Origin of the sequence: Vibrio sp. 10N.247.310.98, from assembly GCF_041467395.1 — a bacterium.
Classification (GTDB): domain Bacteria; phylum Pseudomonadota; class Gammaproteobacteria; order Enterobacterales; family Vibrionaceae; genus Vibrio; species Vibrio crassostreae_C.
On sequence record NZ_JBFSUL010000020.1, the window covers coordinates 26,027 to 39,541 of the forward strand.

17 protein-coding genes are annotated in these 13,515 nt (G+C 44.7%); all 17 read left to right on the forward strand.

The genetic code is table 11. The features are described from left to right. Positions 1-95 precede the first annotated feature (95 nt). The 17 genes from AB6E78_RS10185 to atpH all read left to right on the forward strand — a co-directional run bounded on the left by AB6E78_RS10185 (position 96) and on the right by atpH (position 13,513). On the forward strand, positions 96-767 hold the full coding sequence (locus AB6E78_RS10185) for an amino acid ABC transporter permease (protein WP_009848134.1): 672 nt from the start codon (positions 96-98) through the stop codon (positions 765-767). Further along, complete coding sequence (locus tag AB6E78_RS10190) at positions 764-1,501, forward strand: amino acid ABC transporter ATP-binding protein (RefSeq protein ID WP_017063027.1); 738 nt, start codon at positions 764-766, stop codon at positions 1,499-1,501. The genes AB6E78_RS10185 and AB6E78_RS10190 overlap by 4 nt, the downstream gene beginning before the upstream one ends. A gap of 206 nt (positions 1,502-1,707) precedes the next feature. Continuing rightward, the gene (rpmH, locus tag AB6E78_RS10195; RefSeq protein WP_004735800.1) at positions 1,708-1,842 is read left to right on the forward strand and encodes a 50S ribosomal protein L34; all 135 of its coding nucleotides are present in this window, start codon (positions 1,708-1,710) and stop codon (positions 1,840-1,842) included. Positions 1,843-1,887: 45 nt separating this feature from the next. After that, on the forward strand, positions 1,888-2,211 hold the full coding sequence (gene rnpA, locus AB6E78_RS10200; protein WP_017055478.1) for a ribonuclease P protein component: 324 nt from the start codon (positions 1,888-1,890) through the stop codon (positions 2,209-2,211). Then, positions 2,178-2,435 carry a membrane protein insertion efficiency factor YidD gene (yidD, locus tag AB6E78_RS10205; protein ID WP_004735802.1) on the forward strand — a complete coding sequence of 86 codons (258 nt, stop codon included), beginning with the start codon at positions 2,178-2,180 and terminating at the stop codon, positions 2,433-2,435. The genes rnpA and yidD overlap by 34 nt, the downstream gene beginning before the upstream one ends. A 2-nt stretch (positions 2,436-2,437) precedes the next feature. After that, entirely contained in the window at positions 2,438-4,060 is a 1,623-nt protein-coding gene (gene yidC, locus AB6E78_RS10210; protein ID WP_017058806.1) for a membrane protein insertase YidC, read from the forward strand. Positions 4,061-4,190: 130 nt separating this feature from the next. Further along, the gene (gene mnmE, locus AB6E78_RS10215) at positions 4,191-5,552 is read left to right on the forward strand and encodes a tRNA uridine-5-carboxymethylaminomethyl(34) synthesis GTPase MnmE (RefSeq protein ID WP_029235098.1); all 1,362 of its coding nucleotides are present in this window, start codon (positions 4,191-4,193) and stop codon (positions 5,550-5,552) included. Between the two features lie 50 nt (positions 5,553-5,602). Further along, positions 5,603-6,037 carry an FMN-binding protein MioC gene (gene mioC / locus AB6E78_RS10220; protein WP_017058804.1) on the forward strand — a complete coding sequence of 145 codons (435 nt, stop codon included), beginning with the start codon at positions 5,603-5,605 and terminating at the stop codon, positions 6,035-6,037. Positions 6,038-6,519: 482 nt separating this feature from the next. Continuing rightward, positions 6,520-8,415, forward strand: coding sequence for a tRNA uridine-5-carboxymethylaminomethyl(34) synthesis enzyme MnmG (gene mnmG / locus AB6E78_RS10225; protein WP_017058802.1), 1,896 nt, complete (start codon positions 6,520-6,522; stop codon positions 8,413-8,415). Next, positions 8,415-9,047 (forward strand): 16S rRNA (guanine(527)-N(7))-methyltransferase RsmG, encoded by a 633-nt coding sequence (gene rsmG / locus AB6E78_RS10230; RefSeq protein WP_372133397.1) that lies wholly within the window; start codon positions 8,415-8,417, stop codon positions 9,045-9,047. The genes mnmG and rsmG overlap by 1 nt, the downstream gene beginning before the upstream one ends. 14 nt (positions 9,048-9,061) lie before the next feature. Continuing rightward, entirely contained in the window at positions 9,062-9,835 is a 774-nt protein-coding gene (locus AB6E78_RS10235; protein ID WP_029235097.1) for a ParA family protein, read from the forward strand. 23 nt (positions 9,836-9,858) lie between these two features. After that, positions 9,859-10,740: a ParB/RepB/Spo0J family partition protein gene (locus AB6E78_RS10240; RefSeq protein ID WP_017058799.1), complete on the forward strand. Its 882-nt coding sequence runs from the start codon at positions 9,859-9,861 to the stop codon at positions 10,738-10,740. Positions 10,741-10,932: 192 nt separating this feature from the next. After that, positions 10,933-11,322 (forward strand): F0F1 ATP synthase subunit I, encoded by a 390-nt coding sequence (locus AB6E78_RS10245; RefSeq protein ID WP_017058798.1) that lies wholly within the window; start codon positions 10,933-10,935, stop codon positions 11,320-11,322. 8 nt (positions 11,323-11,330) lie between these two features. After that, entirely contained in the window at positions 11,331-12,128 is a 798-nt protein-coding gene (gene atpB, locus AB6E78_RS10250) for a F0F1 ATP synthase subunit A (RefSeq protein WP_017058797.1), read from the forward strand. 48 nt (positions 12,129-12,176) lie between these two features. Continuing rightward, on the forward strand, positions 12,177-12,434 hold the full coding sequence (atpE, locus tag AB6E78_RS10255) for a F0F1 ATP synthase subunit C (protein WP_004411110.1): 258 nt from the start codon (positions 12,177-12,179) through the stop codon (positions 12,432-12,434). A 59-nt stretch (positions 12,435-12,493) separates the two neighbouring features. Beyond that, the gene (gene atpF / locus AB6E78_RS10260; RefSeq protein ID WP_032545592.1) at positions 12,494-12,964 is read left to right on the forward strand and encodes a F0F1 ATP synthase subunit B; all 471 of its coding nucleotides are present in this window, start codon (positions 12,494-12,496) and stop codon (positions 12,962-12,964) included. A gap of 15 nt (positions 12,965-12,979) precedes the next feature. Beyond that, positions 12,980-13,513, forward strand: coding sequence for a F0F1 ATP synthase subunit delta (gene atpH / locus AB6E78_RS10265; RefSeq protein WP_017058795.1), 534 nt, complete (start codon positions 12,980-12,982; stop codon positions 13,511-13,513). Positions 13,514-13,515 lie beyond the last annotated feature (2 nt).

Sequence of the window (13,515 nt, forward strand, 5' to 3'; positions counted from 1 at the left end):
CGGTGGGCTTTTTGCTTTTGTGCACTGATTAAAAAACCTGATACAACAGTACTTACATATAGAACAACACTGCCAATAAAAATACGAGATAGATTATGGGATTTGACTTTAATTACATGCTAGAGCTGTTGCCAATACTACTGAAGTATTTAGGCACCACGATGGAGATGGCGACCTGGGGCTTGTTCTTTGCTCTGATCCTGTCTCTGATACTGGCGAATATTCGTGTATTCAAAATCCCAGTGCTCGACCAACTGAGCCAGCTGTACATTAGCTTCTTCCGAGGCACACCACTGTTGGTGCAGCTGTTCCTCCTTTATTACGGCTTACCACAAGTCTTCCCGTGGATGGTTGGGTTGGATGCCTTCAGCGCCGCTGTGATTGGCTTAACCCTGCACTTTGCCGCGTATATGGCAGAAAGTATTCGTGCCGCGATTATCGGTATTGATCGCAGCCAGATGGAAGCCAGCCTTTCGGTCGGTATGACAACCAGCCAAGCGATGCGCCGAGTGATCTTACCGCAAGCAACTCGCGTGGCACTGCCGTCGTTGATGAACTACTTCATCGATATGATCAAGTCGACTTCACTTGCCTTCACCCTAGGTGTCGCCGAAATCATGGCTAAAGCTCAGATGGAGGCTTCTTCAAGTTTCCGCTTCTTCGAGGCTTTCTTAGCAGTCGCACTGATTTACTGGGGCGTGGTGGTTATCCTCACTCGTATTCAAATTTGGGCCGAAGTGAAACTGAATAAGGCGTATGTACGATGATCAAATTACAAAGTATCCACAAGCAGTTTGGTGACACCGAAGTTTTGAAAGGGATCGACCTAGAAATCAAACAAGGTGAGATAATTGTCATCATAGGTTCAAGTGGTACGGGTAAATCTACCCTACTGCGTTGTGTGAATTTTCTAGAGCAAGCCGATCAAGGCACGATTTCGATTGATGATATCAAGGTTGATACTCAGAAACACACTAAGGCAGAGGTGCTTGCACTGCGTCGTAAGACCGGTTTTGTGTTCCAAAACTATGCACTGTTCGCTCACCAAACCGCGAGACAGAATATTGCTGAAGGTTTAATTACCGTTCGTGGTTGGAAAAAACAGCAAGCCCATGAAAAAGCACAACAAATACTTGATGATATTGGCTTAGGTGACAAAGGTGATAGCTACCCAGCCGCGCTCTCTGGTGGCCAGCAACAACGGGTGGGTATTGGCCGTGCAATGGCACTACAACCCGAGCTTTTACTGTTTGATGAGCCGACTTCAGCGCTCGATCCTGAGTGGGTTGGCGAAGTGCTTAACCTAATGAAAAAACTGGCAAATCAGCATCAAACCATGCTGGTGGTTACCCATGAAATGCAGTTCGCGAGAGAGGTCGCAGACCGAGTGATCTTCATGGCTGACGGTCATATTATCGAGCAGGGATCTCCACAGGATATTTTTGGTAATCCACAGGATCCTAAATTAAAAAAATTCTTAAATAAGGTTGGGATCGACTAAGGATCCTTGTGATTTTAGTTATTCTACGTATAATCCCCCGACCGGAATTTTAGTTAACCCAATCATTGACACTTTTTGTGACAGTGATTACAATTCCGCCTCTTTGTTGAGAGGCGTCGGTTTTCCTTTCTTATATAAAGAAGAGAAAAAATGCCCACGCCGGGTTTAACAAAAACCTAAAACTACTGATCAGTAAGGTAATTACAATGAAACGCACTTTTCAACCTACAGTTCTAAAGCGTAAGCGTACTCACGGTTTCCGTGCTCGCATGGCTACTAAGAACGGTCGCGCAACAATCAATGCACGTCGTGCAAAAGGCCGTAAGCGTCTTTCTAAGTAATCTTTGATTATTTTGAATAAGCTAGCCTTCGGTCGGGAGTTACGCTTGTTAACTCCCGAACATTATCAAAATGTCTTCAAGCAAGCTCATCGAGCTGGCTCCCCTCATTTCACCATCATTGCCCGAAATAACTCTCTTTCAAATCCTCGTCTTGGATTAGCCGTTCCGAAAAAGCAGATTAAAACCGCCGTGGGTCGTAACCGATTCAAGCGTCTTACTCGTGAAAGCTTTCGTAACACTCAACACAAACTTCCTAACAAAGATTTTGTTGTAATCGCTAAGAAGAGCGCGCAAGATTTAAGCAATGAAGAAATGTTCAAGCTACTCGACAAATTATGGCTTCGCCTGTCTCGCCCTTCGCGTGGATAGCGCTAATACCCATCTATTTTTATAGATGGTTTATTAGTCCACTCATCGGCCCACGCTGCCGATTTACTCCAACCTGCTCTTTATATGCGATAGAAGCGTTGAAAGCTCACGGTTTTGTAAAAGGGTGTTGGTTATCAGGCAAACGTCTATTAAAATGCCATCCTTTGAACGAAGGGGGCTTTGACCCCGTTCCACCAGTCCAAAAACAAGACAGAGATAAATAACGATGGATTCTCAACGTAATATCCTGTTAATCGCATTGGCTTTGGTTTCTTTCCTACTGTTCCAACAATGGAACGTAGCTCAGAATCCAGCACCACAAGCGGTTGAGCAGGCACAATCTGGCAGCACCCTACCAGCGCCATCTTATGCAGATGATCTAGACCCGGCTCCTGGTCAAGTTGCTTCTTCTGCTAAAACTATCACAGTAACAACTGATGTACTGACTCTGTCAATTGATACGGTTGGTGGTGATGTCGTTAAAGCAAACCTAAACGATTACTCTGCTGAGTTCGATTCTGAAGATACGTTTGTTCTTCTTAAAAACGAACCAGGTCACCAATTTATCGCACAAAGCGGTCTAGTGGGTCCTCAAGGTATCGATTTAAGCAGCACAAACCGCCCAAGCTACACAGTTTCAGCAGACAGCTTCACGCTTGCTGATGGTCAGGATGAACTACGCATCCCGATGACTTACCAAGCGAACGGCCTTGATTACACGAAAACATTCATCCTTAAGCGTGGCAGCTACGCAATGGATGTTGAATACGATGTAGTCAACAACTCTGGTAACAACGCGACATTCGGCATGTACGCTCACCTGCGTCAGAACGTAATGGATGACGGCGGTAGCCTAACAATGCCAACTTACCGTGGTGGTGCTTACTCTACGGAAGATACGCGTTACAAAAAATACAGCTTCGACGACATGCAAGATCGCAACCTGTCTCTTAACCTAGCAAACGGTCAAGGTTGGGCAGCGATGATTCAGCACTACTTTGCAAGTGCATGGATCCCACGCGACGAAGCAGGCAGCAACCTTTACACTCGTGTCATTGGTAACCTTGGCGACATCGGTGTTCGCATGCCGAACAAAACCATCGCTACTGGCGACGAAGCAAACTTCAAAGCAACGCTTTGGGTTGGTCCTAAACTTCAAGACCAAATGGCTGCTGTTGCACCTAACCTAGACCTAGTAGTTGACTACGGTTGGTTATGGTTCATTGCTAAACCACTTCATACTCTGCTTTCGTTCATTCAAGGCATCGTTGTGAACTGGGGTCTGGCAATCATCTGTCTAACTTTCATCGTTCGTGGTGCTATGTACCCACTAACGAAAGCTCAGTACACGTCTATGGCGAAAATGCGTATGCTTCAGCCTAAGCTGACTGCAATGCGTGAGCGTATCGGCGACGATCGTCAACGCATGAGCCAAGAAATGATGGAGCTTTACAAGAAAGAGAAAGTAAACCCACTAGGTGGCTGTTTACCTATCCTTCTGCAAATGCCTATCTTCATTTCGCTATACTGGGCACTAATGGAGTCTGTTGAACTGCGTCACTCACCGTTCTTCGGTTGGATTACTGACCTTTCAGCACAAGACCCATACTACATCTTGCCACTTCTGATGGGTGCTTCAATGTTCCTAATCCAGAAGATGAGCCCGACAACTGTAACGGATCCAATGCAGCAGAAGATCATGACCTTTATGCCGGTTATGTTCACATTCTTCTTCCTGTTCTTCCCTTCAGGTCTGGTTCTATACTGGCTAGTATCGAACATCGTAACTCTGATTCAGCAAACGCTTATCTACCGCGCGCTGGAAAAGAAAGGCTTACATTCTAAGTAAGTTCGATAATAGAAAGAGACAAAGAAAGGCGACCAAAAGGTCGCCTTTTTGTTTTTAGCTGATTACAATTCAGCTAATTGATTAATCGTGAGCGCCCCTTTTTGGCTTTCACATGCTAGCAGGCACAACTATGACTACAGATACGATTGTTGCTCAAGCGACTGCACCCGGCCGTGGCGGCGTCGGTATTATTCGCGTTTCAGGCCCACAAGCAGCCCAAGTTGCGCTTGAAGTTACCGGCAAAGTACTGAAACCACGTTACGCTGAGTACACCCCTTTTAAATCTCACGATGGTTTAGAGCTAGACCAAGGCATCGCGCTTTACTTTCCTAACCCGCACTCGTTTACCGGTGAAGACGTTTTAGAGCTGCAAGGCCACGGTGGTCCTGTGGTAATGGATATGCTCATCAAGCGCATCCTCGCTATTCCAGGGCTACGCGCAGCACGCCCAGGTGAGTTCTCGGAGCGTGCCTTCTTGAACGACAAGATGGATTTAACCCAAGCAGAAGCGATTGCTGACCTCATTGATGCCAGTTCAGAAGAAGCGGCGAAATCAGCTCTGCAATCGTTGCAAGGTGAGTTCTCGAAACGCATTAATACGCTGGTGGACTCTCTGATTCACTTACGCATCTATGTTGAAGCCGCTATCGACTTCCCAGAAGAAGAGATTGATTTCCTTGCTGACGGTAAAGTAAGTGCTGACTTACAAGCTATCATCGACAACCTCGAAGCGGTTCGCCAAGAAGCCAATCAAGGTGCCATCATGCGTGAAGGTATGAAGGTGGTGATTGCAGGTCGTCCTAATGCCGGTAAGTCGAGCTTACTGAATGCATTATCGGGTAAAGACTCCGCGATTGTGACTGATATTGCAGGTACAACCCGTGATGTACTTCGTGAACATATCCATATTGATGGTATGCCACTGCACATTATTGATACCGCAGGCCTGCGTGAAGCCTCGGATGAAGTCGAAAAAATCGGTATTGAACGCGCTTGGGAAGAAATTGCTCAAGCCGATCGCGTTTTATTTATGGTCGATGGCACCACTACCGATGCAACCGACCCGAAAGATATCTGGCCAGATTTCGTTGATCGTCTGCCGAATAACATCGGAATGACCGTGATTCGTAACAAAGCCGATCAAACCGGTGAAGATCTCGGGATTTGCCATGTTAATGATCCAACTCTGATTCGACTATCAGCAAAGACGGGACAAGGCGTTGATGCACTACGTAATCACTTAAAAGATTGCATGGGCTTTGCTGGTGGCAATGAAGGTGGCTTCATGGCACGTCGTCGCCACTTAGATGCCCTAGAACGCGCATCTGAGCATCTAGATATTGGCCAGCAACAGCTCGAAGGCTATATGGCAGGGGAAATCTTGGCAGAAGAACTGCGTATAACGCAGCAACACCTTAACGAGATTACTGGTGAATTCAGTTCCGATGACCTACTCGGCCGTATCTTCACCTCTTTCTGTATTGGTAAATAACCTTTAAAGGCCGGCTCATGCTGGCCTTTTTCTTTAGTAAGGACAGCTTAATGATCCACATTATTACAGGCAGCACCTTAGGTGGTGCAGAGTACGTTGGCGATCACCTTAATGATCTTCTTGAAGAGCAAGGCCACGAGATCACCCTTCATAATCAGCCTGAATTCGATGATATTCCCCAACAAGGCTTTTGGTTGCTGGTGACTTCAACTCATGGTGCGGGTGAATTTCCAGATAATATTAAGCCGTTTATCGACGCATTGACCCAGCAATCTCCAGATTTAAGCCCGGTTCGCTTTGCTGTCGTGGCGCTTGGTGATTCGAGTTACGATACCTTCTGTTTGGCGGGAAAATCAGTCCACAGCCAGATGAAAGAGCTCGGTGCTCAGCCTATTTCTGACTGTTTTACCATCGATGTATTGGAAACTCCGGTACCAGAAGACGCAGCAGAAGCTTGGTTCAACGATCATAGCGACCAGTTTTAACCTCTCTCCTCTCTCAAAAAGCGGCTTATGCCGCTTTTTTTGTCTCTGAACATCGTGATTGTGAATAACTTTTTTTCAAAAACATCGAAAAGTAGCGATCTATTTTCAATTTCTTCTGTGGATAAGATCATACATATACGGTGATTAACCTATAGTTATCCAAATAACAAGTTTTAGGCTAATTTCCTCCTGTGAATAAGTAGCCATTTTGATCCCAGCTAATCCTCATCCTGATCAAAGTTAGATCACATCATTTGATCCAAAAAAGATCCATGATCTCGTTGATCATTTCCGACTTATCCACAGATACCCTCGATCCTAATAATAAATCTAATAAAAGATCTCCTTAAAGATCTTATCTATATTAATTAAAAACAGCTTTTTCGAAAAATCCCAAAAACGTTTTCTCAGGCTATGAAAACAGGTAGAATATCGCTCCTTTTTATCAATCTAGAAAACGTTTGAATACCTGAGGTCGGTTCATGCTTTATCACGAAAAATTTGACGTCATCGTTGTTGGTGGTGGCCATGCAGGAACGGAAGCCGCACTCGCATCTGCACGTACTGGTCAAAGTACGTTATTACTTACTCATAATATCGATACACTAGGACAAATGTCTTGTAACCCAGCCATTGGCGGGATCGGTAAGGGCCACTTGGTAAAAGAGGTCGATGCAATGGGTGGATTAATGGCGCAAGCTATTGATCATGCAGGTATTCAGTTCAGAACATTGAACGCATCAAAAGGCCCTGCGGTTCGTGCTACTCGTGCACAAGCTGACCGCGCACTGTACAAAGCCTTTGTTCGTAACGTTCTTGAAAACACGCCAAACCTGACTTTGTTCCAACAGTCGGTTGATGACTTGATCGTTGAACAGGATCAAGTGGTAGGTGTGGTAACGCAGATGGGCCTTAAGTTCCGCGCAAGCGCTGTGGTTCTGACTGTGGGCACATTCCTAGGCGGCAAGATCCATATTGGTATGGAAAGTTCTTCAGGTGGCCGTGCTGGTGATCCACCATCGATCGCACTGGCTGACCGTCTTCGTGATCTTCCATTCCGAGTTGATCGCCTGAAAACAGGTACTCCTCCTCGTATCGATGCGCGTAGCGTTGATTTTTCTGAGCTTGAGGTTCAGCACGGTGATAACCCGACGCCTGTTTTCTCGTTCATGGGCAGCCGAGCTCAACAACCTCGTCAAATTCCATGTTACATCACGCATACCAATGAAAATACGCATGACGTAATTCGTGCCAACCTTGATCGCAGCCCTATGTACGCGGGTGTGATTGAAGGCATTGGCCCTCGTTACTGCCCTTCGATTGAAGACAAAGTAATGCGTTTTGCTGACAAGAACAGTCACCAAATTTTTATTGAGCCAGAAGGTCTAACGACTCACGAGCTATACCCGAATGGTATCTCTACCAGTCTGCCGTTTGATGTACAGGTTCAAATTGTTCGTTCGATGAAGGGCTTTGAAAATGCTCATATCGTTCGCCCTGGCTATGCGATTGAGTACGATTTCTTTGATCCTCGCGACCTTAAGCTGACTTACGAAACTAAGTTTATTAAAGGTCTATTCTTTGCGGGTCAAATCAACGGTACCACTGGCTACGAAGAAGCAGCTGCACAAGGCTTGATGGCAGGTCTGAATGCAAGTTTGTTTACTCAAGGCAAAGAAGGCTGGAGTCCACGTCGTGACCAAGCTTACATGGGCGTGCTTATCGACGACCTATCTACCATGGGTACCAAAGAACCTTACCGCATGTTTACGTCTCGCGCGGAATACCGTCTGCTGCTTCGTGAAGACAACGCCGATATCCGCTTGACTGAAAAGTCGCGTGAACTTGGCCTTGTTGATGACGCTCGTTGGGCTCGTTTCAACGAGAAGATGGAAAACATGGAGAAGGAGCGTCAACGTCTGAAAGAGACTTGGATTAATCCAAAATCTGAAGATATTGATCAACTGAACCAAATTCTGAAAACACCAATGTCTCGTGAAGCGAGCGGTGAAGATCTTCTTCGTCGCCCTGAAATGACTTATTCACAGTTAACCGCATTGGATCGTTTTGGTCCTGCACTGGAAGATCAACAAGCGTCTGAGCAAGTTGAGATCCAAGTGAAGTACGATGGTTACATTCAGCGTCAACAAGACGAAATTGAAAAATCACTGCGTCATGAAAACACCAAACTGCCTGCTGATATCGATTACAGCAAGGTAAAAGGACTTTCTAACGAAGTGGTTCTTAAACTAACGACAGCTAAGCCTGACTCAATTGGTATTGCTTCGCGAATTTCAGGTATCACACCTGCAGCAATCTCAATTCTGTTGGTTTACTTGAAAAAACACGGCCTGTTGAAAAAAGGTGAGGAAGCATAATGAGCGCATTACGCGAAAAACTGGATCACCTTATTGGCCAGACTGAACTTGAAGTATCTGAAAAACAACGTGGCCAGTTGGTTGGCTACGTTGAGTTACTGAACAAGTGGAACAAAGCTTATAACCTAACATCAGTTCGTGACCCACAAGAAATGATGGTGAAACATATCTTAGATAGCATCATTGTTAGCACTCACTTACAAGGTAAGCGCTTTATCGATGTGGGTACGGGACCTGGTCTTCCTGGGATTCCGCTCTCAATCATGAATCCAGACTGCGAGTTTTACTTGCTAGACAGCCTAGGTAAGCGTATTCGTTTTATCAAACAGGTGATTCATGAGCTGGTTATCGACAACGTGGTACCGGTTCAAAGTCGCGTTGAAGAATTTCAACCAGAAGAAAAGTTTGATGCAGTGCTCAGTCGTGCATTTGCGTCAATGACAGACATGGTAGAGTGGTGTCACCATTTACCTAAAGAGCAATCCGGTGTATTTTTGGCTCTTAAGGGACAACATCCTAGAGACGAAATCGACCTGTTACCTGAATGGTGTTCAGTGACAGACATTAAAGCTTTGCAAGTGCCAGAGCTTGATGGAGAGCGTCATCTAGTTACTTTATCGCGTCAGGGATAATCAGCGAGGCCATAGTGGGTAGAATCGTAGCAATTGCCAACCAGAAGGGTGGCGTAGGAAAAACAACAACTTGCATTAATTTAGCAGCATCAATGGCGGCAACAAAACGCAAGATATTGGTTGTTGACCTCGATCCTCAAGGTAATGCCACTATGGCGAGCGGTGTCGACAAGTATCAAGTTGAAGCAACAGCTTACGATTTGTTGGTTGAAGACACCCCATTTGATGAGGTGGTTTGCCGGAGTACATCTGGCAATTATGACCTCATCGCCGCGAACGGTGATGTTACTGCGGCAGAAATCAAGCTGATGGAAGTGTTTGCTCGTGAAGTTCGTTTAAAAAATGCACTCGAACCCATTCGCAATAACTATGATTTCATCTTTATTGATTGTCCGCCCTCATTAAACCTTCTTACAATCAACGCGATGGCTGCGGCCGACTCCGTATTGGTTCCTATGCAATGTGAATACTTTGCTTTGGAAGGTTTGACTGCGTTGATGGATACCATCAGTAAACTCGCTGCGGTAGTAAACGAGAATCTTAAGATCGAAGGTCTTCTACGTACTATGTACGATCCTCGTAACCGCTTATCGAACGAAGTATCTGATCAACTCAAAAAACATTTTGGTAGCAAAGTCTACCGAACTGTTATCCCTAGAAATGTGCGTCTGGCAGAAGCGCCTAGTCATGGCAAGCCAGCAATGTACTACGACAAATATTCCGCAGGAGCTAAGGCTTACCTTGCTCTTGCTGGCGAAATGTTGCGTCGTGAAGAAGTCCCAGTATAGGTCCAACCAAAGGAATTCGCTCAATGTCTAAGCGTGGTTTAGGAAAAGGGCTAGATGCATTGCTTGCAACTAGCTCATTGGCTCGTGAAAAACAGCAAGTTGCTTCTCATAGTCAGGCGTTGTCGGCTGATGGTGAGCTTATTGAACTGGCTGTTGGTTGCTTGAAGCCTGGTGTATATCAACCGCGTAAGGATATTGCGCCTGAAGCGCTAGAAGAGCTGGCAGCATCAATTCAATCTCAAGGCATTATCCAACCGATCGTAGTTCGCCCATTGGCGCACGACCAGTTCGAGATTATTGCTGGTGAACGTCGTTGGAGAGCGGCTCGTCAAGCTGGCCTTAAACAAGTGCCATGTTTGGTCAAGAGAGTCGAAGACAAAGCCGCTATCGCGATGGCGTTGATTGAGAATATTCAGCGTGAAGATCTGAATGTTATCGAAGAAGCACAAGCGCTAGAGCGCTTACAGAACGAATTTGAGCTGACACACCAACAAGTCGCTGATGTAATCGGTAAATCGAGAGCTACGGTGAGTAACTTATTACGTCTAAATCAGCTCGAAAATGAAGTAAAAGGTTTAGTTTCCAATAAACAACTGGAAATGGGGCATGCTCGAGCACTGCTTGCGCTTGAAGGTGATACCCAGGTTGAAGCAGCAAACACTGCGGCAACCAAAAAAATGACCGTGCGTCAAACTGAGCAACTTGTCAAAAAGTGCTTAAAACCAGACGTTGAAGGTGAATCGAAGCCTGAAGACACAGAAGCTATCGAACTTTCACGAAGACTCACGGAAAAATTGCAAGCAAACGTTTCAGTTACTCGTTCTGTTAGCGGTAAGTCAAAAGTGACAATTACTCTTGATGAGCCTCACAAATTAGAGCAACTTATTGCTAAACTAGAGTACTAAATGAGATAATTGATTTAGGTCAATTATGTAATAAACAAGTAATTTCGTACAAAAGTTGTAGGTTTGTATGCAAAAATGTAAATGATTGCTGCATTGTTATTGCAATCAATTTGGCTGAACGTATAATTTTCGCCAATTTCTCAGCACGCTTTTAAGCGAGTAGTAAAGAAGGCTTAAAAGAGGAACGAATACATGGTAGCGGCGTTAGCAAGACCAGGACGAGTGCTTGCAAAGCAAATGTTATTGATCGAGCTTAGCGCGGTTATATTAGTGGCGATAGGGTTAGGTTTAGCTGTTAATCCTGATTGGGGTTTTGCTGCATTAATCGGTGGCGGTATTTTTGTCATCGCAAATGCAGTTTTTTGTGTGTGTGCTTTCCTATTTAGTGGAGCTCGCGCAACTAAGTTAGTTGCGGCGTCGTTCTATGCAGGCGAAGCGCTAAAAATCCTTATCACAGTTCTACTATTCTCTATTGTCTACATGTATATGCAGGTGGAATTAGTTCCCCTCAAACTGACCTATTTACTGGTTCTAGGTATTAATATCTTTGCGCCAGTGCTTTTCATTAACAATAAAAAATAGGATGAGTTATGGCTGCGCCAACAGCATCCGGATACATTGAGCACCACTTACAAAACCTTTCTTTAGCTAAGTTTGGTCTTGTAGAGGAGACAAGTTTCTGGAACGTACATATAGACAGTCTGTTTTTTTCGGTGTTGACAGGGATGTTATTCCTTTGGGTTTTTCGCTCAGTCGCTAAGAAAGCAACAGTAGGTGTACCTGGTAAGCTTCAGTGTTTTGTTGAAATGGTAGTTGAATTCGTTGATGGCAACGTTAAAGACACTTTCCATGGCCGCAACCCTCTGATTGCTCCATTAGCACTGACTATATTCTGCTGGATTATTTTAATGAACTTGATGGACTTAGTGCCTATCGATTTCTTACCATATCCTGCGGAGCATTGGCTAGGTATCCCTTATTTGAAAGTGGTTCCTTCAGCTGATGTTAATATAACCATGTCAATGGCCTTAGGTGTTTTTGCTCTGATGATCTACTACAGCATCAAAGTAAAAGGCTTAGGTGGATTCGCCAAAGAACTTGCTTTACATCCATTTAATCACCCAATCATGATCCCGTTTAACCTACTGATTGAAGTGGTATCGCTACTCGCGAAGCCTCTATCACTTGGTATGCGTCTATTCGGTAACATGTTCGCAGGTGAGGTTGTATTCATTCTTTGTGCGGCAATGCTACCGTGGTATTTACAATGGGTAGGCTCTCTACCTTGGGCTATCTTCCATATCTTGGTTATTTTGATTCAAGCATTTGTTTTCATGATGTTAACAATTGTTTATTTATCAATGGCCCATGAAGATGGCGATCACTAAAAATTTTTAAGTTTTATTCTAACTATTAATGTTAATCGGAGAACGTAAATGGAAACTGTACTAAGTTTTTCAGCAATCGCTGTTGCTATTATTGTTGGTCTTTGTGCCGTAGGTACTGCAATTGGTTTTGCTATTCTTGGTGGTAAATTCCTAGAAGGCGCTGCGCGTCAACCTGAAATGGCTCCAATGCTACAAGTTAAGATGTTCATCATCGCTGGTCTACTGGATGCTGTTCCAATGATCGGTATCGTAATCGCACTACTATTCACGTTTGCTAACCCATTTGTTGGTCAACTAGCAGGCTAATTAACTGTTAATTAGTTAATTAAATTTTTGTAGTTGATTCTTAACGAGGGGTAGCTGTTGTGAATATGAACGCAACTCTGTTAGGTCAAGCAATTGCTTTTTCTATGTTTGTTTGGTTCTGCATGAAATATGTATGGCCACCAATCATGCAAGCAATTGAAGAGCGTCAGAAAAAAATTGCTGACGGTCTAGTAGCCGCTGAACGCGCTGCTAAAAACTTGGATCTAGCACAAGCCAACGCTTCTGACCAATTGAAAGAAGCGAAGCGCACCGCAACTGAGGTTATTGAACAGGCAAATAAACGCAAGGCTCAAATTATTGATGAAGCTCGCGAAGAGGCTCAGGCAGAACGCCAGAAAATCTTAGCGCAAGCGGAAGCCGAAATTGAAGCTGAGCGCACACGTGCCCGTGATGACCTGCGCAAACAAGTCGCAACTCTGGCAATTGCTGGTGCTGAGAAAATCCTTGAGCGTACAATCGATAAAGATGTACACGATGATCTTCTTAACAACATTACTGCAAAACTTTAAAGCAAGGGGCTGTATATGTCTGATTTGACTACAATCGCACGCCCCTATGCTAAAGCAGCGTTTGACTTTGCGGTAGAGAAAGGTGAGCTAGACCAATGGGGTCAGATGCTTACTTTTGCTGCCGAAGTGGCACAAAATGATGATGTTCACAATTTCTTAAGCAGCTCTCAAACTGCTGAAAAATTAGCTGAAGTATTCATTGTAATTTGTGGCGAACAATTTGATGAATTCGGCCAGAACTTGATAAAAGTAATGGCAGAGAATGGCCGCTTAATGGCTTTTCCTGATGTTTGCAAAGAGTTCTTATTGCTCAAACAAGAGCACGAGAAAGAGATCGACGTTGAAGTCACTTCAGCGGTTGAACTTTCTAAAGAACAACGCGCAGAGATCAGCAGCAAATTGGAACAGCGCTTAGCGCGCAAAGTTCAGCTGAATTGCAGTATAGATGAGACTCTACTTAGTGGAGTTATTATTCGAGCCGGAGACCTAGTCATCGATAACTCAGCGCGCAGTCGTTTAGACCGCCTGAGCGATGCATTGCAGTCTTAATG